Source organism: Streptomyces sp. CB02414 (genome assembly GCF_001905385.1).
In the GTDB taxonomy this organism is placed as follows: Bacteria; Actinomycetota; Actinomycetes; order Streptomycetales; family Streptomycetaceae; genus Streptomyces.
In genome coordinates, this window is sequence record NZ_LIPF01000008.1 from 163,563 (window position 1) to 185,726 (window position 22,164).

Below are 22,164 nucleotides of genomic sequence, written 5' to 3' on the forward strand. Positions count from 1 at the left end.
GAAGTAGGGGTCCTGAAATGAGCGAGACGTACAGAGGCAAAAACGTAGTGATCACGGGCGGCAGCAGTGGCATAGGTTTCGCAACGGCGAAGCTGCTGGTGGACGCCGGAGCGCGCGTGGTGATCACCGGACGTTCCCAGACCACCCTCGACGCCGCCAGGGAGCGCCTCGGCGAGAACGCGCTGGCTTTCCGGAGCGACGTGGCCTCGCTACCCGACCTCGACGCTCTGGCTGCTTACGTACGGGACGAACTCGGAACAGTGGGCGCCCTGTTCGTCAACGCGGGTGTCACCATCCCCACCCCATTCGTTTCGACGACCGAGGAGATGTTCGATGAATCGTTCGCGATCAACGTCAAGGGTGCCTTCTTCGCCGTGCAGAAGCTCGCCCCGCTGCTGAGCACGGGCGCCGGCGTGGTCCTGACGACCTCGGTCGCGAACGTCATGGGCCTGCTCGAGTCCAGCGTCTACGCGGCCGGGAAGGCGGCGCTGCGCTCCATGGCCCGCAGCCTCTCCCGCGAGCTCCTTCCGCGCGAAATCCGGGTCAACGCGGTCAGCCCCGGCCCGGTCGATACGGGGATCCTGGAGACCACGATGACCAAAGAGGCCGCGGATCAGTTCAAGGCGGAACGGGTCGCGGCGAACCCCATGCACCGTTTCGGGACTCCGGAAGAAGTCGCCAGGGCGGTGGCGTTCCTGGCATTCGACGCTACTTACACCACGGGCGCCGAGTTGGTAGTGGACGGAGGCGCCACCCAGTTGTAAGCAAGCCCTGACCTGTTATCGGAAAAGCCGGTGTATTGCCAGGTCTCTTGACGCAGAAAGTCGAGCAGGGCCATTTCCGCAGGGCCCGCGCCGGGCCGGACCGCAGCGACGGTGGGCATGGAAACGGCGGGAAGGACGGGACGCGTGAGGTGCTCGAACCCGGGAGGCACCGCGGACGCCGGCACCAGGGTCGCTCCCAGTCCGTGGGCGGCCCAGCGCACCGCCGTCGCCGTCTGGGAGACGCGGGCGACCGTGGTCGGGGCAAGATCGTTGTCCCGCAGGACGTCCCGCAGTACGCCGTCGAGCGCGCTGCCGTGGTCGAACCTGATCCACGGCTCCCGCGCTACGTCGCGTAGTTCGACCCGGTCCGCAGCGAGCCGCGCTTGCTCGGAGCCCAGCACCACGACGAACTCTTCGTCGCCGAGGTGGTGGCCCTCGTACAGGCCGTCCTCACAGGGTCCGCTCATCAGACCGAGGTCCACCACACCCCGGCGGGCCAGCCGCTCCAGCTCCGCGGGATTCGCCTCCTCGAACACGGTGATCTCCAACCGCGGGAAACGGCGACGCAATGCGCTCAGGGCGCCCGGCAGCTGCCGCGTGCCCAGTCCCATCTGTGCCGCGACCACCAGTTCGCCCTCCAGCTCATCGGCACCGGCCCGCGCTGTCGCCCTCGCGCGCCGTGCCGCCCTCACTGCGGCCTCCGCGTCCCGGAGGAACGCGCGACCGACCGTGGTGGGTACCAGCCCGGCCGACGTACGGGCGAACAGCGTCACACCGAGTTCCCGCTCCAGGCCGCGTATCTGCTGCGACACCGATGGCTGGGCAACACGCAGCGACTCCGCCGCTGCCGTGACCGAGCCTGCCTCCGCCACTGCCAGGGCGTACTCGAACTGACGAATGGTCACCTTCAAAGCCTTCCCCCGGGCCGGGCCACGGCCCACCGCGTTGTACCTGGAGTCCTGCACGGTGCCCGGCGAGCCCGCTCCCCACCGTCACCGCTGGCTAGGGAGCCGCAGCGCAGCTCAGTCAAGGCGCCGAACAGCCACTACGTCCTCGACGACGTGCGCCGACGATCGTCCACCGCGGAAGCGGCAACGCGATCGCGCCCCGGCCGTATTCCCGCTCCTGCGCCCCGGCACAGGATGGCTCGGTGGCCCAGTCAGGCGAAGCACGGGCTACGTCGGTGACCATCAGGGCCTCCAGGGTCCGGCTGGAGCGCTCGGCCTTGCCATGCTGCGGTCGGTGGATGCGGGTGAGCTTGCCGGTCGCGCCTTGGTCGTTTGTGGCCTGCTGCCAGGCAGTACTCAGGCCCTCGAAGTGCACCCCCGTCCCGGGGGCCTCGACGGTCAGCGGAAGAGCCTCCGGCACTGCGAGAGACGGGGTGCCCGCTCGGCGGCTCGGTTCTGGGCCCGCACGGGAGTGTCTCGAAGGGCGGCGACGGCCGGTCGCAGGCCACTCGTCGAGCAGGCTACGGCGGAAGCACTCGGCCTTGCCGTTGGTCCGGGGCTGCCAGGGGCGGGCGAAGGGCCCGCTGATGCCCAGGTCGTGGCAGACCTACAGGCACCCTCCTTTGGTGCGCTCGGCGATCCGTACGAGAGCCCCATGACTGTGGCTGTCAGGCGGTGAAGCCGCCGTCGATGTTCAGGCTGGAGCCGGTGATGTAGCCGGCGTCTGGCCCAGCGACATATGACACGAGGGCGCCGACCTCTGCGGCGGTGCCGTAGCGGTCGGTCGCCATGACACCGAGCATGGCCTGCGCGGTGGGTCCGTCGGCGGGGTTCGCATCGGTGTCGATCGGTCCGGGCTGGATGTTGTTGATGGTGATCCGGCGTGGTGCCAGTTCACGCGCGAGGCCGCGGGTGAGGCTCGCCAGCGCGCCTTTGGTCAGTGCGTAGATCGACTGGTCGGGGAACGGCGTGCGGTCGGCGTTGATGCTGCCGATGTTGATGATCCGCCCGCCTGCGCCCATGTGAGTCAGGGATTGGCGGATCGCGACGACGGCGGACCGTACGTTGATCGTGAGCATCGCGTCGATCTCGTCCATCGTCAGGTCGGTGATCGGTGCGACGTAGCCTACGGCGGCGTTGTTCACGAGAATGTCCAGGCCGCCGAACCGCTCGACGGTCCGCGTGACGGCGGCCTCGACGTCCTGTTCGTGCATGCTGTCGGCGCGGACGGGGAGCGCGGTGCCTCCCGACGCGACGACCTCGGCCGCTACGGCTTCCGCGCGCTCGTCGGACCGGGCGTAGGTGAACGCCACTGCTGCGCCGTCGGCTGCCAGGCGCGCGACTATGCCGGCGCCGACTCCTCGTGACCCTCCGGTCACCAACGCGGTCTTGCCTTTGAGTGGTTGTGCGGTCATAAGTCTTCCTTTCGGTGTTGTGGTGCTGGGGCAGGAGCCGTGATCACGGACGTGCATGGGCGACGAACCGGGCGTTGCGCAGATCGGTCCAGCTGACGTGCCTTTGGCGGTCATGGTGGTTCCAGGTGGGTGGACCCGGCGCGGTCCGCCAGGACTCACTCGGCGGTGAGCGAGACCAACGCCTGTAGGGGGCGAAGGCATTGCAGATGGCGCGAACGGTTCAGGAGGTGATTTCCGGACGGCGCTGGAAACCGGGGCGCTGACGGTTCGTGACGGTCCTCATTCAGGGCTGCGCGGTCCACTCCGCGGCCGGTGTCGAACGCGAGGTCTCCACGCCTTGATCGGCATCGTGCTGCGACCTGTCATGGCGCTCTGCTCCTGACTGAGCCTGCCCCGAGCTATCGCGTCCCGAGGAGACAGCCACGATCTACCTGGCCGGTCTCCACCTCGCAGGTGTCTTCCTCCGGGCCGCTCGGTGATTCGAGCGAGAGTCCGCACGCGTGTCCGGTCGCGGCAGCGTACGACGGTCGCATCCCGCTCCGCGGCCGCTCCAAGCGCCGGTGAAATTGGAGAAGAAGCCAAGTGCCGTCCGGTCCACTTCACCATACGAGGAGGCCGTAGCGGTCGATGATCCGACCGGTCCCGGCGCTGGGGTTCTCGGTCGCCAGCGTCACAATGGCGTCGGTTCCCTCGGTCACGGTCTGGGTGCCGGTGTGGCCGTTGAGGTCGGTTGCGGTATAGCCGGGATCGGCGGCGTTGAACCGGACGTCGCCGAACGCCTTCGCGTACTGCGTGGTCAGCATCGTGACGGCGGCCTTGGAGGCCGCGTAGGCGGGGGCGATCACCTTCGACTCGACCCGTTCGGGGTCGTGGGTGAGCGCGACGGACCCCAGTCCGCTGGTGACGTTGACGACGGCCGGAGCGCCGGAGGCGCGCAGGAGCGGCAGGAAGGCAGCGGTGACCCGCACGATGCCGGCCGCGTTGGTGTCGAGCACTCGCGCGGCCTCCGCGCCGGTCAGCTCGTCGGCGGACACGACGCCGCCGGTGATGCCGGCGTTGTTGATCAGGACGTCGATCCGGCCTTCGTGGGCCGCGACGTCGGCAGCGGCGGCCGCAACCGACGCATCGTCGGTGACATCGATCTGGACGAAGCGGGCACCGAGCTCCGTCGCCGCACGGCGTCCGTGATCGACGTCGCGGGCGCCGATGAGAACGGTGTGGCCGAGTTCGGTGAGGCGGCGGGCGGTTTCGAAACCGAGGCCCTTGTTGGCGCCGGTGATGAACGTGGTCTTGGACATGCCCCAAACCATTGCCGATCCTGTCGGGACCAGCCAGGGAACGGTTCTCGGTAGGTCCAGCAGTACCACCCGACGAGCACCGAGTCGGACGTGCGGATGCTTACGATGCAAGGGTGAACCATGGACATGCCGTCGACAATCAACTGGGAGCGACGCTTCGGGCCTGGCGGGACCGGCTCTCGCCCAAAGCCATCGGACTGCCGGTGGACAGAGCGCGTCGCTCGCCGGGCCTGCGGCGTGAGGAGCTCGCCGAGCTTGCCGGTCTCTCCGTCGACTACCTGGTGAGACTCGAGCAGGGCCGGGCAGTCAGTCCCTCCGAGCAGGTCGTCGTCTCGTTGGCCCGCGCGCTGCAGCTCTCCCAGGACGAACGAGACCACCTTCACCGTCTCGCGGGGTTCGGGCCGCCGCAGGACCAGCGGGTCGTCAACGACATCCCGCCGAGCATGCGACGGCTGCTGACCCTGCTCGACTCCACGCCGGTCGCGGTCTTCGCCGCGGACTGGCAACTGGTCTGGTGGAACCCCCGGTGGGCCGCGTTGTTCGGCGATCCCACGCGGATCGGGGCCGAGGAACGCAATCTGGTGCGGCTGCGTTTCCCGGTCGCCTCGGACCGCGGCCGTCTGACGAGCTGGCCGGTGATCCCGGTCAACGCCGAGGCCGCCGACCGGGCCCTCGTGGCCGACCTGCGTCGAGCCGCGGCCCGGTTCCCCGATGATCCGCGCGTGTCCGAGCTCGTGGCCAGCAGGGTCGCCGGCAACCCCCGGTTCGCCGCGTTCTGGGCGGACGCCGCCGTGGGCCGGCACGCTGAGGACCGCAAGACCATCCGGCACCCCGACATCGGGGAAGTGCGCGTCGACTGCGACGTCCTGACGGACGGGGACACCGACCTCAAGGTCGTTGCGTATACGGCGGTTCCGGGCAGCGAGGACGAGTCCAAGCTCGAGGTCGCCGGCATCATCTCTTCTCCGAGGAGCGACGCGTGAGGACAATCGGCATCATCGGAGCAGGTGAGGTGGGCGGCCAACTCGCCCGCGCAGCCATCGCCCACAGTTACCAGGTGGTCATCGCCAACTCGCGAGGACCGGAAACGCTGAAGCGCCTCGTCGACGAACTCGGGCCCTCGGCCCGTGCCGCGACAGCGGCAGACGCCGCCGCAGCGGGCGACTTCGTGATCATCGCCGCCCCTCTCAAGCTGGTCAACAACATGCCTGTGGAGCAACTGGCCGGCAAGATCGTGCTCGACACCAACAACTACATGCCCTGGCGCGACGGCCACTTCCCGGCCATCGACTCCGGGGAGAAGACCGTGCACGAGCTGCGGCAGGAGCAGTTGCCCGCCTCCAAGGTCGCCAAGGCGTTCACGCACGTCCAGGCACCGCGCCTCTTCCTCTCCGCAAGCCCCCCGGGCACTCCCGATCGGCACGCTCTCTCGGTCTCCAGCAACTACCCCGAGGCGGTGGACCTCGTCACGCGCCTGTACGACGAGTTCGGATTCGACACCGTCGACAACAGCCCACTCAGCGAGTCATGGCGGAGCGGTCCGGGTCAGCCCGCCTGGCAGTCGCACGCCCACCAGACGCGCGAACAACTCGCCGCCAACCTGGCCAACGCGCGCAGGATCAGATACCCCGTGCGAGGCTGAGTCTGACGTCTGACCGCGCCGGTTCACCCCACCTGCTGAGAAGCTTTCGGACGTGCAGTGAAGCACACCGACTTCCCAGGAAAGACTTGTCGGCAGCGTAGTGTCCCTTCACGTTGACCGGCGATCAGGCGCTCGACCTCTCTCCTCCCCGGGCGCGCCCCATGACTGTCCTCGTCATAGCCCCATAGTTGCGCCACGGCATTGGACACCGGCCGTCGGTATCGCCGAGAGCGCGTTCCCTCGCACATGCCGTCCGCTGATGAGATAATTTTCGGCCATGTGCGTGGCAGGTCGTTCGAATGCTTCGCGCGGCAGGAGGAGGGGCGAGCGGATGTGAGGCGGGCGGGTTCAGTGACAGGCGTGGGCTTCGATCCGACCGGGCTGATCGGACGAGACCGTGAGCTCGGTGAGCTCGCGATCTTCCTGGACAAGGCTGTCACGGCCGGAGCCACCGTCGTGCTCACCGGTGAACCGGGGGTGGGGAAGACGGCGCTCCTCGACGCGACCGCTGAGCTGGCGCTCGCGAAGGGAGCCCGGGTCCTCCGCGGGAGCGGCGTCGAGTACGAGACGGACATCAGTTTCGCGGGGCTTCATCAGCTCGTCGCCTCGCTGTCGCACGAGTTTGCTCTTCTGCCGCGTTCCATGAGGGAGTCCCTCGAGGTTGCGCTCGGTCTCGGCGTCGGTCCCGCACCGAGCCGTATCACCGTCCTGAACGCGGCACTGTCGCTTTTCGAAGAGGCCGCGAAGGAGCAGCCGTTGCTCCTCGTGGTCGACGATCTCCATGTCGTCGACCACGCGAGCCGGTCCGCAGTGGGATTCGTCGCCAGGAGACTGGGCGGTCGCCGCATCGGGCTGATCGGGGCCCAGCGTGCGGAGGCCGAGGAGCCCTTCCTGGCTACCGGCCTGACAGAGGTCGAGGTCAGACCCCTGAGCGACACGGACGCACTGCGACTGCTGTCCCGGCGCTTCGCTCACCTCCCCCAGCGGCTCCTTTCGACCGTGGCGCGAGAGGCGCAGGGAAATCCTCTCGCCCTGCTCGAGTTCGCCGGGTCCACCAGTGTGTCCGGCAACTGGGACGGCAACGATGTGAGGTGGAGCGGCCCGGGGCGCGACGTCCGTGCACTGTACGGCGCCCGCGTCGAACGGCTGCCGCAGAGAACCCGCGACCTGCTGCTGCTCGCCGTTCTCGAAGGTTCCGGGGACATCGGCGTTCTTGAGGTGGCAGGTGGGCCGGGCGGGCTCGAGGGACTCGCTCCGGCGGAACGCGACCATCTGGTCATGGTCGCGGAGAACGGCCGTGCTGTGCGTTTCCGGCATCCGTTGGTCAGGTCCGCGGTGGTCGACGGCTCCACCGGCGAGCAGCGGCGCAGCGCCCACCGTCGGCTGGCCGACGCGCTGGTGGACCAGCCCGAGCGTCGCGGTGATCACCTTGCGAGAGCCACGACGGTGCCCGACGAGGCGGTCGCCGCCGTGATCGAGTCGGCGGCCGAGAGAAGCCTGCGGCGCGGCGATGCCGACGGTGCGGTCACCAGGCTGCGGCGCGCGGCCGAACTGAGTCCCGACCGGATGGACCGCAGGCGCCGCCAGTCGCGGGCCGCGTACATCGCCGCCTGGGTCGCGGGCCACCTGGACGTCTCGTACGAGATCATGCGCGAGGTGCAGGGCGATCCGGTGGCCCGGTCGCTCTCGGCGGCCGCGGCCTCCGGCTTCCTGGTGCTCGTCACGGAGGGGGACGCCGACACCGCCCACTCGCTCCTGATGGAGGCGATCGAGCAGGCCCCGGCCCCGGCCGCCCTGCCACAGGACGAGCTGGAGAACGCGCTTTTCACCCTCACGCTCACCAGCACCTTCTCGGGCCGGGAGGAGCACTGGCGACCTCTGGTCGACGTGCTCGCCCGGCTTCCCGAAGCATCGCCGTCCGCCGCGGCGTCATTGGGGCGCATCCACCACGACATCGGCTCCGTCACCGACGACATGCTGCGCCGCCTGGATGAGGAGATCTCGCGGCTGAAGGGCCAGACCGACGCCGACGTAGTCATCCGCACCGCCTTGGTGGCCGAGTATTTCGATCGGCTCCCGGACTGTCGAGAGGCTGTGTCGCGGGTCATCCGCGACGGTGGAGCCGTGGGCGCGAGCATGCCGGGCCTGATCTTCGTCGCCGTCGACCACATGTACGCCAGCCGTTGGCAGGCGTCGGCCGACGCCGCGGCCGAACTCATCGCGCTGTGCGAGGAGACGGGATACCACTTGTTTGCTCAAGTGGGACACTACTTTGCCGCGATGGCCGCAGCCCAGCGCGGCGACTTCGACGTGTGCCAGGAGCACTGCCGGAGCATCTGGGACTGGTCGGGGCCCAGGCGGCTGCGGCGGCTGGTGAACCACGCCCACCAGGCGGCGGCCCGGGCAGCCGTCGGCACCGCCGACTTCGAGACGGCCTACCGGCACGCCACGGTGATCTGCGCCCCCGGTGTGCTGCCGCCCTTCAACCCCGATGCGGTGTTGTCCGCGCCCGACCTCGTCGAAGCCGCCCTGCGGTCCGGGCGGCACGCGGAAGCGCGACGGCACGCGGAAGCGATTCGCGACGCCGGCGTCGGCCGTCTGTCGTCGCGATTCGCGCTGACGGTGGCCACGGTCATGGCGATGACATCGCCTCCCGAGGACATGGCCCGGTGCTTCGAGGAGGCTCTGGCGCTGCCGGGATCCGAACAGTGGCCCTTCGAGGTAGGCCGCGTTCATCTGGCATACGGTGAGGAACTGCGCCGTCAAGGACTCAACCGTCAGTCCCGGACGCAGCTGACCGCCGCCCGCAGGCGCTTCGAGGAGCTCGGGGCCCTCCCGTGGGAGGCACGGGCCGCGGCGGAACTGAGGGCCACCGGACTGACCCGCACGGCACGGGGCAAGGCGGGCGATGCCCTGACTCCACAGGAGCTGGAGGTCGCCGGGCTGGCAGCGACGGGGCTGTCGAACCCGCAGATCGCCTCGCGTCTGTTCCTGTCACCGCGGACGGTGTCGTCTCATCTCTACCGCGTGTTCCCGAAGCTGGGCATCACCTCACGCGCCGAGCTCCGCGATGCTCTGGACGCGTTGCCCGCCGAGCCGCCGGCCGAGCCGTAGTACTGCCCCGGCCCTGACCTAAGCAGTCCGTCGGCCGGATGTCAGTCAGCTGACGGAGGCTGTCGGCACGGTGGCTGAGCGATTCTCGTGGAGACATCGAATCCGCCCGGCACGCGGGCGGGGACCCACGAGGAGTAGCTCATGCCGTACGTCACCACCGGCGACGGAGCCGAGATCTTTTTCAAGGACTGGGGTTCGGGCCGGCCCGTCATGTTCCACCACGGCTGGCCGCTGAGCTCGGACGACTGGGACCCCCAACTGCTGTTTCTCATCCAGCGGGGCTACCGCGTCATCGCCCACGACCGCCGGGGGCACGGGCGCTCCGCCCAGGTCGGCCACGGGCACGACATGGACCACTACGCGGCGGACGCCGCTGCCGTGGTGGGGCACCTCGGCCTGCGCGACGTCGTCCACGTCGGCCACTCCACCGGTGGTGGAGAGGTCGCCCGGTACGTTGCCAGGCACGGTGCCGGACGAGTCGCCAAGGCCGTCCTCATCGGAGCGGTCCCGCCGCTCATGGTCCAGAGCGAAGCCAACCCGGGAGGGCTGCCGGTCGAGGTCTTCGACGGCTTCCGCGAGGCTGTGGCCAGCAACCGCTCCCAGTTCTACCTCGACCTCGCCTCCGGGCCCTTCTACGGGTACAACCGCCCGGGCGTGGATGCGTCCCAGGGTGTCATCTGGAACTGGTGGCGCCAGGGGATGGCAGGTGGCGCGCAGGCGCACTACGAGGGAATCAAAGCGTTCTCGGAGACCGACTTCACCGACGACCTCCGGGCGATCGACGTGCCCACCCTCATCATGCACGGCGACGACGACCAGATCGTTCCGATCGCCGGCTCCGCCGAGAAGGCGGTCACGTTGGTCAAGAACGCGAGCCTGAAGCTCTACCCGGGGCTGTCGCACGGAATGGCCACCGTGAACGCCGAGACCGTCAACGCCGACCTCCTCGATTTCATCGAGAGCTGACACCGGTCCGGTACCGGTAGACCGGCTCGCCCGTAATCCACGACCCGCAGGCCCCCCGCCCACCTCGCCGCGCTCTGGATGCGGGAACTCGTCCCGCGGCTGGTCAGCACCGGTGCCGACCAGCCGCACCCCACGAACCGACCTCGTGAGTGCTCCCGGCAACCGCTGCCTGGGAGCACCCGCACCGAGAACGCGCACAGGAGAGCAAGACATGACGACAACATTGATCAGCGGTGCCAACAGAGGGCTCGGTTACGAGATGGCGCGCCAGCTCATCGAGGCGGGCCAGAAAGTGTGGGTCGCAGCACGGGACGCCGAGAACGGCCGCAAGGCCGCCGAGCGGCTCGGTGCCGACTTCGTCCAGTTGGACGTCACCGACGACGCGTCGGTCGACGCGGCGGTCGAGACGCTGCGCGCGCAGCCGGCCATCTGGACGTCCTCATCAACAACGCCGGGATACTCGGTGAAGTGGCCGCGCCCGAGAAGATGACGGCCGACCAGGTCCGCCACGTCTACGAAACCAACGTCTTCGGGCTGGTACGCGTCACGCACGCGTTCCTGCCTCTGCTGCGAGCAGCGGCCGTTCCCTCCGTCATCAACGTCACCAGCGGGCTGGGGTCGTTCACACTCGTCCAGGACCCGAAGCGTGTCGAGTCGCAGTATCCGCTCGCCGCCTACGGCTCGTCGAAGAGCGCGGTCACCATGCTGACCGTGCAATACGCCAAGGCGATCCCTGACGTCCGCTTCAACGCGGTCGACCCCGGCCAGACCGCGACCGAATTCACCGGCCGCATCGGGCACAGTGTCGAGGAGGGCGCCGAGGCAGCGGTGCGTATCGCCACCCTCGGACCGAACACACCCACTGGCACGGTGACCGACCGTGCCGGTGTGCTCCCTTGGTGACGCGCCGCCGCGACAGTCCCGAAGACCGCGGACCAGACGCAACTTCTCAGCTTTGGAGCCAGGTTCCTGAGCAGGCGCCGACCGACCCACGGTGGGCGGACTTGCCAGCGAAGCAACGTCACTGACGCGGGAAGCGGCATCCAGCTGATGTCGCTCTATCACACTTGCCCCTTTCCAAGGAGTCCTGTCATGTCGGATCACCCACCGGCCCCCGTTCTGGAGACCGCCGCCGCTCAGTTCGCCGCGGCCACCGCCACCCCGCCCTACCTGTCCGATCTGGGCCCCGCCGAGGGGCGCAAGACGGTCGACGAGGTGCAGTCCGGCGAGATCGCCAAGCCGCAGATCGACGAGGAGTGGGTCACCGTCTCCGGCGGCCCGACCGGGAGTGTCCGGGCCCGTATCGTCCGCCCGGCCGGTTCCATCGGGCCCCTGCCCGTCATCCTCTACATCCACGGCGCCGGCTGGGTGTTCGGCAACGCACACACCCACGACCGCCTGGTCCGTGAACTGGCCACCGACGTGGAAGCCGCCGTCGTCTTCACCGAATACGACCTCTCTCCCGAGGCCCGCTACCCCGTGGCCATCGAGCAGAACTACGCCGTCGCCCAGTGGGTCGTCCGCGAAGGCGCGGACAATGACCTGGACGCCTCGCGCATCGCGGTCGCGGGTGACTCCGTGGGCGGCAACATGAGCGCCGCCCTGACTCTGATGGCCAAGAAACGCGGCGACGTCCAGCTGGTGCAGCAGGTGCTGTTCTACCCGGTTACCGATGCGAGCTTCGACACCGGCTCCTACCACCAGTTCGCCGAGGGCTACTTCCTGCGCCGCGACGGCATGCAGTGGTTCTGGGACCAGTACACCACCGACCCCGCACAGCGCGCCGAGATCACCGCATCCCCGTTGCGTGCCACCACCGAGGAACTCACCGGACTGCCGCCAGCGCTGATCATCACCGCTGAGGCGGATGTTCTGCGTGACGAGGGCGAGGCCTACGCGAGCAAGCTCCGCGCCGCCGGCGTCCCCGTCACCGCCACCCGTTACCAGGGCATCATCCACGACTTCGTCATGCTCAACGCTCTCCGCTCCACCCAGGCCGCGGAAGCCGCCATCACCCAGGCCGGCACCACACTCCGCTCGGCCCTCCACACCGCCTGAACCCACACCACGCCGGCGCTGCCCGGCCAGGCTCTCCACGGGTGAGTCTCACGACGAGACGCCGCTCACCCCCGCCCAGGCCCCGGGCCCGGGGCACCACAGAAAGGGAAAGACTCATGTCCGACACCGACCTGCGCGACTTCTACCAGCGCTACGTCGACGCGCTCAACGCCCGCGAGTTCGACCGCATGGACGAGTTCGTCCACGAATCCATCGTCATGCACAGCGAGCCGAGCTCCCGCACGGCCCTCGTCGCGCAGTTGAACAGCATCGTCGACGCGGTTCCCGACTTCCACTGGGAGGTCCAGGAGCTCGCCATCAACGGCGACAGCATCGCCGTCCGTGCGATCAACACCGGCACCCCCGCCAAGGAGTGGCTCGGCGCAGCTCCCACCGGCAAGGCGATCGAGATCGTCGAGTACGCCATCTACCGGGTCCACGACGGAAAGTTCCTTCACATGTCAGCCGTCCACGACGCCGAAACCATGCAGAAGCAGCTCGCAGGCTGACCCGGTCAGGCTCGACCGACGCAGAGCCGCAGCACAAGCGGGGTGTCCCGCCCCTCCGGGCGGGACACCCCGCCCTGCTCAGCACCCTCACGACCAACGGCACGACGCGGCCGACCACCAACGCCAGTACCCTCCTCAGCTCGCACCTCAGCCCAGCTCAGCCGCCGGCGCCAGGAGCGGGGGCGCCATCGGAGCCGCGGGTACGTTGAACTGCCGTACGACGAGCCGGCGCTGCCCAGCACGCCATCCGCCACCGGAGCGAGCATCGCCACGTGGTCCACGAGACTCCAAGCCGAACTCAGTCGACCCTGAACTTATCGGCGAGCTGGAACTCGAACTCCTCGGGCAGGTCGTGGTGAAAGACCTCGGGGACGTCGCGCTCGACGTGGGCCTTCCAGTAGAGGTCGGCGATCACGTCCGGCTCCGAGTTCGGCCGGCCACTCCCGATTCTCGCGCCCAGGGCGACGTGCGCGACGTGCACTCCGCGGTCGGCGAGTGACTCGTTCAGTGCGAGGAACCAGTTGCGCATGGCAGCATTCGCGACGTTCGCGTTGGCCACCTGCGGGACGACCATCGGGCCCGACCCGGCACCGCTCGTACCGATGATGGTGCCGGCACCGCGGTCGATCATGCCGGGGAGCACCTGGCGAACAGCGGCGACCGCGCCGAAGAAGTTGGTCTCGAGCTCGGCCAATGCCGCTTCGACAGTGAGATCGACCGCGGAGACGAGCGGCCGGTCCGCCAAGTCCGACGGTGTCGGGGCAGGTGAGTACTCCAGGACGTCAATGGATCCGAAGTGTTCTTCTGCGGCAGCCAGTGCCTTCTCGAGGCTCGGGCGGTCAGTGACATCGGCCGCGAAAGCGGCAGCAGACACTCCTGCGTTCCGGAATCTGTCGACCATGGCTGCGAGTTGCGCCTCACGTCGCGCAACGAGCGCGACATTGAAGCCGCCCTTCTCAGCGAACTTCGCCCCGATGGCGAACCCCAGTTGCGGCCCGGCCCCCACAATCACAATGGTCGACACAGCTCGTCCTCCAACAGCAGACCTGCATGTCCTGGTGACGGCTATCGCGATGGCGGACCCGTGCCCGGCTCACCGACTAGCCGATACTCGACTTCTCGTCGAGTTCCAACTGACCAACGGTGCCCCGGCCTTCTCCATTCCCTGGAGGCCAGCCACTACCGGCACGCGGTGCACCGGACCGATAGGCCGGAGCAGTTCTCAGGGCGACGGGCCCGTGGCTCGGACCCCCAGCCTTACAGGCTGGCCGTGCGGCCCAGAGCTCCGCGCCTGGGTCCGCCCCACTCGTCGACGCACTCGACGGGCAGACCGGCCCTCGTCCCGAGAATGGCATTTCGGCATCGTCGTGCCACCCTGGCCGTATCCCTGGCCTCCCTCCACACCCAGCGCCGCGCTGTGGAAGCCCCAGATCACACCCTGCCGGAGACTCACCATGTCGTCTTTCTTACCGGTGGTACCGGGTATGTTGGCGTGGCCATTGCCTCGCGGCTCGTCCGTGAGGGGCACTGGGACGGGGTTGGCCCGCTCCGAGGCCGAGCGGAGTGTGGTGCCGGCCTGGGTGATGGCGGCTTCCGCGGCCTGGGTGGAGCGGAGAGCGTTGAGCATGACGAAGTCGTGGATGATGCCCTGGTAACGGGTGACGGGGACGCCGGCGGCGCGGAGCTTGCTCGCGTAGGCCTCGCCCTCTTCACGCAGGACGTCACGCCGACGGAGGTCAGGCGGTCAGCTGCCGCAGCAGGTCGGAGGAGTCGTGCAGCGCCGTCATCTGTACGAAGCGACCGTCGCGGACCTTGTAGATGGCGTGCTCGGTGATCTCGAAGGAGGCGCCGGAGGGAGGAACGCCGAGCCACTCCTTCACCGGGGTGCCGGTGTTGACCGCGCGCACGGCGATCCGGTCCCGGTCGAACAGCAGCTCCTTGACCTCCCAGTGGAGGTCCGGAACGGCGTCGATGTCGTGCTTCCGCACTCCGCCTCCGCGGTCGCCGGCACCGCCTACCGCGCCCACTTCTTCCGCCACGGCACGGTCTCGGCCCTGCCCGACGTACCGGTGGCCGTGGAGATCACTCCGCTGCTCCGGCTCCTCATGGAGCGCCTCGAGGAGCCGGACCTGTCGACGGCGTCCCGGGCCGTGACCGAGGCGATGGTCCTCGACGTGCTGCGGCCGTCGCCCCGGGCGCTGCTGGTGCAGCTGCCCACCTCGTCGTTGCTGCGGCCCGTCGTGGACGTGGTGCGCGCCGACCCCGCCGACCAGCGGACGCTGACCGCCTGGGCGACCGCCCTCGGGTGCAGCACGCGCACGCTGACCCGTGCGTTCCGGGCGGAGACGGGCACGACGTTCGTCCGCTGGGTCGCCTCGGTACGCGCCCAGCACGCCGTCCGGCTCCTGGCCCAGGGTTTCGAGGTCGACGTGGTGGCCGAGGCGGTCGGTTACCGCTCGGCGAGTGCCTTCGGCGCGGCCTTCCGGCGGACGACCGGCATGACGCCCGGCCGGTTCCGGGCGCTCTGAACAGGAGTGGCGGGAGCCGTGCAGGGTGTCCCGATCGCTACAGGGACTGTCAGGAAATCTCGATTGATCCGGTCGCCCCGGCTCCCTACGCTGTGCAGGCAAGTAAGTCTCACCTAACTTGCCGTAGAGAGTCCGGTGCCCTGCTCCCCTTCGCACAGTCCGGCGACCCCGGACGCGCGAGCCCCCGGCACCCCGAATCGAAAGTGGTACCGGGTCGATGAGAACCCCACGCCTCGGCGCGCCCGCCCCGGTGGAGCCGCACGGCCGCGCACCCGAGGCCCCGGCCGCCGGGAGCCACCGGTCATGACCGCCAAGCTCGCCGCGGTGCTGCCCGACCTGGCGCCCTGGCGCTCCTCCCGCGACTTCCGCCTCCTGTGGATACAGGGCCTGGTCACCTACCTCGGCAGCGTGATGGCGCTGATCGCGCTGCCGCTCCAGATCAAGGACCTGACCGGTTCCCCGCTCGCCGTCGGAGCCATGGGAGCCGTCGAACTCGTCCCGCTCGTGATCTTCGGCCTGTACGGCGGCGCGCTCGCCGACGCGGTGGACCGCCGCAAGGTCATCGTGCTGACCGAGGCGGGACTCGGTCTGCTCGCCCTGATCCTGCTGCTGAACACCCTGCTGCCGAACCCCATGCTGTGGCCGCTGTACGTGGTCGCCGCCGGCGTCGCCGCACTCGCCGGACTCCAACGGCCCGCCATGGACTCGCTGTTGGCCCGCATTGTCCCGCACGACCAGCTCGCCGCGGCCGCCGCGCTGAACGCCCTGCGCTGGCAGGCCGGCGCCATCGCCGGACCCGCGCTGGCCGGGCTGGTCGTGGCGTACGCGGGCAACGGCCCCGCGTACGCCACCACCGTGGTCTGCTTCGCCGCGTCGGTCCTGATGTGCCGCCGCCTCTCACCCGTGCCGCCGCGGGAGAAGGCGGCCCGGCCCTCCCTGCGCGGCATCGTCGAAGGCGCCCGCTACGCCTGCTCCAGGCCGGTGCTGCTGGGCACGTACGCCATCGACCTCGCCGCGATGTTCTTCGCCTTCCCCAACACCGTCTTCCCCTTCCTCGCCGACGAACTGGACGCCGACTGGTCGCTGGGCCTGATGTACGCGGCGGGGTCCGTCGGCTCCCTGCTGGTCAGCCTGACCAGCGGCTGGGTCTCCCGCACCCGGCGGCACGGCCTGCTCGTGGTGTTCGGCGCCGCCGGCTGGGGCGTGGCCATGGCGGCGGCCGGCTGGACGTCGAACGTGTGGCTGGTGCTGGCGTGCCTCGGCCTCGCGGGAGCGGGGGACATGCTCAGCGGACTGGGCCGCTCCACCATCTGGAACCAGACCATCCCCGACCGGCTGCGCGGCCGGCTCGCCGGCATCGAGGTCCTCTCCTACAGCGTCGGTCCGCAGCTCGGCCAGGTCCGCGCCGGAGCCATGGCCGGCTGGACCGGCGCCCGCCCGGCGATCTGGACCGGCGGACTCGCCTGCGTCGCCGCGGTGGGTCTGCTCACCGCCGCCCTGCCCCGGCTCGTCGCCTATGACGCCCGCACCGACGAGGACGCCCTCCGCCGCGCCGTCGAGAATGTCGCGGGGGAGGAACCGGCACGATCCTGACCCGGGCGGTGTTCGGACACCCAAGTGGGTACGGGAGTCCAGTGCGACCCGACGACGCACCCACGATCCAGGGCGCCGTCGGCATGAAGTTGTCCACCCCGGTGCACGGCCGGGCTGCCGGGTGGCCTCCAAGGCCGCGCGGCCCGCAGCTCACCACCCGCGCCTCGGCGGACCGGGCCCCGGAGCGGGGTCAGGGGCAGGCGTGGGCATCGGCCCCTGCGCCGCCGTCCTCGCCGGGGGCCTGCCTGAGCACACGACGATGCCGGGCGAAGTGCCTGTGAGCCCCACCGGGGGAGTGCCCGCCGACAGCAAGTCGAGCCGCGCTTGAGGAAGCCTTAAGAACTGCCTTAGCGGGCCGGGACAGGATCGGAGCGTCTTGTTTGCCCCGGCCGGCGGTCGCTCCGCGGCTGCCGGGCCGGCTGGAATTCCGACGAAGGGACGCACCGTGAACATCGCCCCCGAAACCGAGTTCGACCTGGACCTCGACCTGAGCATCGTCGTCGAGGAAGCCCCCGCCATGGAGGCCAAGTCCTTCACGGGCACGGGCACCTGCCTCTCCTGCCCGGTGACCTCCTGGCACTGCTGATCAGACCGCCGGTGCCTGGCGGCGGGGCCCTGTGCCCGCCGCCAGGCACCGGCGTCCGTACACGCAGGCGAGCGACCTGAACAGGTGGGGTGGAGGAGGTGCGGATGAGGGACGACAGCGCATTCGACGCCGTGGGGCCGGTCCTGCTGCGGGCAGCAGTCCTTCCGCTGCCCGGCACGAACGGGGGGCGGGGCCCCGGAGCGGATTCCGGGCGGGCCCCGGACGCGGACCCCGGTGAGCCCGGCGCGCAGCGCGCCGAGGTGGCCCGGATGGTCGGTGACCCGGTGTTCATGGCCGCCGTCGAGCTGGCCAGCCCGAGCCTGGCGGGGGAGGCCCGCCGGGTGGCTGCGGGCGAACCCGTCAAGGACAGGCGACTGCGCAGGCTCGTGGTGTCGCTCGTCAAATACCGGCTGAGGATGACCTACCGGGCCACGCCCTTCGGATTCTTCGCGGGCGTCGCGCTCGCCGCGTTCGGTCCGGAACCGGCACAGGGCCTCGGCACCGGCCACCGCAGCGTCAGCCGGCCCGACGCGGCCTGGCTCGACGCCGTCCTGGACACGCTCCTCCCGCTCCCCGGAGTGCTGGACCGCACCCGTCTGGTCGCCAACACGCTGCGTACCGAGCGGGACGGCCGGGTTGTCCTCACCGACCGGTACGACGCCGACGGCAAGCGCCAACTGGCCCACTCCGTACGGCTGACAGCCGTCGTCCGGCACGCGCTGGAGTACGCGGCCGAGCCCGTTGCCCGGCCCGAGCTGGTAGCCCGACTCGCCGAGCGGTTCCCGCAGGCCCCGGAAGACGCCGTCGAGCAGTGTGTCGACCGGCTGGCACAGCACCACTTCCTGCTCAGCGACCTCACCCCGCCGCCCGACTGCGCCACCCCGCTCGCCCATGTCCTGACCCGCCTCCAGGGGTGGGAACACCCGGTGGCCGACATGCTCCGCGACGTCCAACTCGCCTTGACCGCACTGGACGCGGCGCCGCCGGACGACCGGGCGCCCGCGCTCGCGACGGCCACGGAACGGATGCGAGCACTGCACTGCGCGGTGGACGTCGTCCAGTCCGACCTCGCCCTCGACGTCGAGCTCGTGCTGCCCGAGGAGGTGGCCCGCGAGGCAGAGCACGCCGTGCACACCCTCTGGCGGACCTCCCTGATCCGCCCAGGCAGCCCGCATCTGCGCGCGTACCACCTCGCCTTCCTGGAGCGGTACGGCACCGACCGCGCCGTACCCGTCCTCGAACTGCTGGACGAGGGACGGGGTCTCGGCGTGCCCGAGCCCTACCGCACCCGTGGCACCGTCAGGCCCGAGCCGCACCCAGACGTCGAACGTCGCGACCGAATCCTCGGTGAACTCTTCCTCGACGCCGTGCACCGCCGGCCCAGGCCCGGCCGCCCCACGGGCGACGGCCCGGGGGGCGGCGCGGAGCCGGCCGAAGTGGTCCTCGACGCTTCCGTCCTCAGCGCCCTCAGCACCGACGCCCCCCGCATGCCTCCAGCCTCCCTGGAACTCGGCGCCGAACTCGTGGCGCGCGACTGGCAGCAGCTCTGCGCGGGCGACTTCCACCTCGTCCTCGGCGCCAACCCGGGCTCTCCCCTGGCGGGCGCCACCTTCAGCCGCTTCGCTTCCGTCCTCGGGCCGCAGGCCGACCGGATTGCGGAACTGGTCCGGCGCGGCGAGGCCGGCAGGCCGCCGGAGGAACTGGCCGCGGCGGTCTTCTACCGCCCCCGGGTCGTCCGCTCCGCCAACGTGGCCACCGTCCCCCAGTGGCTGCCGCACCGCATTCCGCTGGGGGTCGGGCCGGCGGCGGACGGGCCCGCGGAGAGCCCCACCGTGACCGACCTCCGTGTGGAGAACCTGGCCGTCCACGCCGATCTCGACTGCCTGCGGCTGATCGACCTCACCACCGGGCGGCGGGTGCGACCGGTGTCGTACTCGATGCTCAACCCCGCCACGGGGCACCTGCCCCAGGTCGCCCGCTTCCTCCTGGAACTGGGTCAGGAGGGCCAGGACTGGTGCATCCCCTGGAACTGGGGTGCCTGGTCCGCGGCCCCGGCCCAGCCACGCGTCCGCCACCGCCGGACCGTGCTGTCCCCCGCCCGGTGGCTGCCGGACGATGCCGTACGGCGGGCCGCCTCCGGCGACGACGGCGACCGGAGCTTCCGTACGGCGGCCGCCCGGTGGCGCGAGCGCTGGGGGGTTCCCCGGCACGTGCTGCTGACCCGCGCGGACAACCGGATCGCCGTCGACCTGGACGATGCGCTGCACCTCCTCGTCCTGCGGGAGGAGTTGAAGCGGCCGCAGGGCCTCACCGTCGTGGAGCGGTACGGTGCGGAGGAGGGCGACGGCTGGCTGACGGGACCGGACGGCGCGCACGCCGCGGAACTCGTCCTCCCGCTGGTCGCCCGGCGGGGTGGACCGGCGGTCGCCGAACGGCCCGCTCCGTCAGGGCGGTCGGCGCCGCCCTCCGTACCTCTGGAGGGGCGTGGCTCGGCCACCCATCTCCCTGGCGGCGAGTGGCTGTACGCCAAGATGTACGTACCGGCCGCGCACCAGGCGGCCGTCCTCGCCGGGCTCCCGGCCGGACCTGCCGCCCCCGCCCTGCTGGAAGCCGCGGGCGTCGACACGTGGTTCTTCCTCCGGTACGCGGATCCCGACCCGCATCTGCGGCTTCGTTTCCACGGCAAACCGGGACAGCTCTGGCCGGTCCTGCTCCCCGCCCTGAACCGGTGGGCGGAGGAACTGCGGGACGGGGGTCTCGCCCAACGGATGGTCCTCGACACCTACGACCCGGAGATCGAGCGGTACGGCGGCGCGGAGGTCCAAAGGTACGTCGAACGGGTCTTCCGGACCGACAGCGAGGCCGCCGTGGCCCAACTGGCCCTGCCTGGCGGAGAACTGGACGGGCTGACGGACGGCGGACTGGCCGCCCTGGGCATCCTCGGAGTCCTCGCCGGACTGGGTTCGGAGGAGGAGGCCCTGGAGTGGCTGGGCGGTGAACGAGTCCTGGCACGGCGGGGAGAGGTGCCGCGTGCCGAGAAGAAGGCGGTGGCCGACCTGTTCGCACGGCGACGCGGGCCGGCGACACTCACCGAACTGTGGGCGGAGCGCGCCCGGGCGCTCGACGCCCTGCGCGAGGCGCTGACCGTCACCGGGGGTGAGGGCGGGCCCCGGCGGGCCGAAGTGGCCTTGAGCCTCGCCCACATGCACTGCAACCGCTGTCTCGGCATCCGGCAGGACGACGAGGTACTCGCCCATGCGACCGCCCGCGAGGCGCTCTCCCTGCACCTCGGACGAAAGCGGCACGGCCGATGATGCCGGTCCGGTCGCGGGAGGAAGAGGCGCCCCCGCCGCGCGACGCGGCGCGGGAGACGGCGTACCGGGTGGCGCGTCTCCTCCGGGACCCGGAGCGCGTCGCCCGCGTCACGAGCGAGACCTTCCGCGCCGCGCCCGACGAGCTGATGCTGCCGGGCTGGCAGCCGGCCTCGCTGCTCCTCGGGCACGCGGGCATCGCCCTGCTCCACACCCTGCTGGCCCGGCACGACGGCGCGTGGGCACCTGTCGCCCACGCCCATCTGTCCGCCGCGGCCGCAGCCGTCCCGGAGGCGGGGGCCGCCGCCGCGGGTGATCTGCTCTTGCCGGCCCGCCTGCAGGCGGCCCGTTTCGGAGGCTACAAGCGGCTACTGACGCGGGGCACCGAGGTGCACGCGGCCCGGGCGCAGGGGAGCGTGCAACGGCTCCGGGCACGCCTCGACCAGAACGGCCCGGGTCTCTCCTACCTCGACTACGACGTGATCGCCGGGCTGACCCGACAGGGCCGCTCCCTCCTGCCTGATGTGGCGGGGCCGGGCGACGGGAGAAGCGCCGCAGCGCTGGAAGCGGTGCTGCGGTTCCTGGCCGGCCTGGCCCGTCCGGTGCGGGTCCGGGGCAGCGAGGTGCCTGGATGGTGGTGTGATCCGGCCCGCTATACCGTCCCCCGGGACCGGGCGGAGTTCCCCGAGGGCGACTTCAACGTGGGGGTGGCCCACGGCATCAGCGGCCCGCTGGCGCTGCTGGCACTCGCGGACCGGGCCGGGTACCGGGTGCCGGGCGGTCGGGAGGCCGTCCGACGTATGACCGAGTGGGTACTGGCCAAGGAGCGTACCGATGCGTGGGGACCGTACTGGCCCGGGCGGGTGGCGTTCGAGGAGGAGACGGCAGAGGGCCTCGTCGCTCCCGGCACGGAGGAGAGCCGGACCGCCCGGGCCGATGGGAGCGCGCGGACTGCCCGGGCCGGCTGGTGCTACGGCGTGACCGGCATCGCCTGGTCACTCCACCTCGCCGGTACCGCCCTCGGCGACGAGGCCGTGACCTCGCGTGCCCTGGCCGCGATGCGTGGGGCCCTGCGGCGGCCGCTGCCGCGCGCGACGGCGGCCGATGCGGGGGTGTGTCACGGGAGGGCCGGGATGGTCCACGCCGGTGCGCGACTGGCAGCCGCGACAGGCGACGACGCCCTGTGGGCGGACGTGGACGAGGGCGTCACGGCCCTGGTGGCCGCGTTCACCGAGGACTCGGCCTTCGGCTACCGGCAGCACCTGTGGACACCGGACGGGGCGGTCGAGCTGGACAGCCCCTCACTCCTCGACGGCGCGGCCGGCGTCGCGTTGGTCCTGGCCTCCTACGCGGACACGCGACGGGAAGAAGCCGCCGACGCCGACGGGCCCCGGACCGCCGGCTGGGACGCGGCGCTCGCGATGAGCTGAACG

16 protein-coding genes and 3 pseudogenes are annotated in these 22,164 nt (G+C 70.6%); 13 read left to right on the top strand and 6 right to left on the bottom strand.

The window, feature by feature from the left end:
- Window positions 1–17: 17 nt before the first annotated feature.
- Window positions 18–764: an SDR family oxidoreductase gene (locus tag AMK11_RS25960; protein WP_073730477.1), complete on the top strand. Its 747-nt coding sequence runs from the start codon at window positions 18–20 to the stop codon at window positions 762–764.
- On the opposite strand, the gene AMK11_RS25965 is transcribed toward AMK11_RS25960, so the two are convergent.
- The 3 genes from AMK11_RS25965 to AMK11_RS25975 all read right to left on the bottom strand — a co-directional run bounded on the left by AMK11_RS25965 (window position 713) and on the right by AMK11_RS25975 (window position 4,424).
- On the bottom strand, window positions 713–1,669 hold the full coding sequence (locus AMK11_RS25965; RefSeq protein WP_073730699.1) for a LysR family transcriptional regulator: 957 nt from the start codon (window positions 1,667–1,669) through the stop codon (window positions 713–715). The genes AMK11_RS25960 and AMK11_RS25965 overlap by 52 nt on opposite strands.
- Window positions 1,670–2,379: 710 nt before the next feature.
- Window positions 2,380–3,126: an SDR family oxidoreductase gene (locus AMK11_RS25970; protein ID WP_073730478.1), complete on the bottom strand. Its 747-nt coding sequence runs from the start codon at window positions 3,124–3,126 to the stop codon at window positions 2,380–2,382.
- Between the two features lie 599 nt (window positions 3,127–3,725).
- Window positions 3,726–4,424, bottom strand: coding sequence for an SDR family NAD(P)-dependent oxidoreductase (locus tag AMK11_RS25975; protein ID WP_073730479.1), 699 nt, complete (start codon window positions 4,422–4,424; stop codon window positions 3,726–3,728).
- 113 nt (window positions 4,425–4,537) lie between these two features.
- On the opposite strand from AMK11_RS25975, the gene AMK11_RS25980 reads away from it, so the two are divergent.
- The 7 genes and pseudogenes from AMK11_RS25980 (at window position 4,538) to AMK11_RS26010 (ending at window position 12,713) form a co-directional block, all read left to right on the top strand.
- Window positions 4,538–5,407, top strand: a complete 870-nt coding sequence (locus AMK11_RS25980; protein WP_073730480.1) for a helix-turn-helix transcriptional regulator — start codon at window positions 4,538–4,540, stop codon at window positions 5,405–5,407.
- Window positions 5,404–6,066, top strand: coding sequence for an NADPH-dependent F420 reductase (locus AMK11_RS25985; protein WP_073730481.1), 663 nt, complete (start codon window positions 5,404–5,406; stop codon window positions 6,064–6,066). Before AMK11_RS25980 ends, AMK11_RS25985 begins: the two co-directional genes overlap by 4 nt.
- Before the next feature lie 201 nt (window positions 6,067–6,267).
- On the top strand, window positions 6,268–9,180 hold the full coding sequence (locus AMK11_RS25990) for a helix-turn-helix transcriptional regulator (RefSeq protein ID WP_241847087.1): 2,913 nt from the start codon (window positions 6,268–6,270) through the stop codon (window positions 9,178–9,180).
- A gap of 141 nt (window positions 9,181–9,321) precedes the next feature.
- Window positions 9,322–10,146, top strand: coding sequence for an alpha/beta fold hydrolase (locus AMK11_RS25995; RefSeq protein WP_073730483.1), 825 nt, complete (start codon window positions 9,322–9,324; stop codon window positions 10,144–10,146).
- Window positions 10,147–10,357: 211 nt separating this feature from the next.
- Window positions 10,358–11,049, top strand: a pseudogene (locus tag AMK11_RS26000) (SDR family NAD(P)-dependent oxidoreductase).
- A gap of 189 nt (window positions 11,050–11,238) precedes the next feature.
- On the top strand, window positions 11,239–12,204 hold the full coding sequence (locus AMK11_RS26005) for an alpha/beta hydrolase (protein ID WP_073730484.1): 966 nt from the start codon (window positions 11,239–11,241) through the stop codon (window positions 12,202–12,204).
- A 116-nt stretch (window positions 12,205–12,320) separates the two neighbouring features.
- Window positions 12,321–12,713, top strand: coding sequence for an ester cyclase (locus AMK11_RS26010; RefSeq protein WP_073730485.1), 393 nt, complete (start codon window positions 12,321–12,323; stop codon window positions 12,711–12,713).
- Window positions 12,714–13,011: 298 nt separating this feature from the next.
- Here AMK11_RS26010 and AMK11_RS26015 read toward each other — a convergent pair whose 3' ends face one another.
- The 3 genes and pseudogenes from AMK11_RS26015 to AMK11_RS26025 all read right to left on the bottom strand — a co-directional run bounded on the left by AMK11_RS26015 (window position 13,012) and on the right by AMK11_RS26025 (window position 14,752).
- Window positions 13,012–13,737: an SDR family NAD(P)-dependent oxidoreductase gene (locus AMK11_RS26015; protein ID WP_073730486.1), complete on the bottom strand. Its 726-nt coding sequence runs from the start codon at window positions 13,735–13,737 to the stop codon at window positions 13,012–13,014.
- A gap of 528 nt (window positions 13,738–14,265) precedes the next feature.
- Window positions 14,266–14,436 (bottom strand): annotated as a pseudogene (locus tag AMK11_RS26020) (alpha/beta hydrolase); the annotation flags it as partial.
- Between the two features lie 13 nt (window positions 14,437–14,449).
- Complete coding sequence (locus AMK11_RS26025; RefSeq protein ID WP_079187726.1) at window positions 14,450–14,752, bottom strand: ester cyclase; 303 nt, start codon at window positions 14,750–14,752, stop codon at window positions 14,450–14,452.
- Between AMK11_RS26025 and AMK11_RS26030 the strand changes: the two are divergent.
- From AMK11_RS26030 to AMK11_RS26045, 5 genes and pseudogenes are all read left to right on the top strand, one after another.
- Window positions 14,699–15,241: pseudogene (locus AMK11_RS26030) on the top strand (helix-turn-helix transcriptional regulator); the annotation flags it as partial. The gene AMK11_RS26025 and the pseudogene AMK11_RS26030 sit on opposite strands and share 54 nt — an antisense overlap.
- Window positions 15,242–15,544: 303 nt before the next feature.
- Window positions 15,545–16,834: an MFS transporter gene (locus AMK11_RS26035; RefSeq protein WP_073730487.1), complete on the top strand. Its 1,290-nt coding sequence runs from the start codon at window positions 15,545–15,547 to the stop codon at window positions 16,832–16,834.
- 445 nt (window positions 16,835–17,279) lie between these two features.
- Window positions 17,280–17,420, top strand: a complete 141-nt coding sequence (locus tag AMK11_RS38025; RefSeq protein ID WP_158071000.1) for a hypothetical protein — start codon at window positions 17,280–17,282, stop codon at window positions 17,418–17,420.
- 104 nt (window positions 17,421–17,524) lie between these two features.
- Window positions 17,525–20,734, top strand: a complete 3,210-nt coding sequence (locus AMK11_RS26040; RefSeq protein ID WP_073730488.1) for a lantibiotic dehydratase — start codon at window positions 17,525–17,527, stop codon at window positions 20,732–20,734.
- Window positions 20,731–22,161 carry a lanthionine synthetase C family protein gene (locus AMK11_RS26045; protein ID WP_073730489.1) on the top strand — a complete coding sequence of 477 codons (1,431 nt, stop codon included), beginning with the start codon at window positions 20,731–20,733 and terminating at the stop codon, window positions 22,159–22,161. The genes AMK11_RS26040 and AMK11_RS26045 overlap by 4 nt, the downstream gene beginning before the upstream one ends.
- Window positions 22,162–22,164 lie beyond the last annotated feature (3 nt).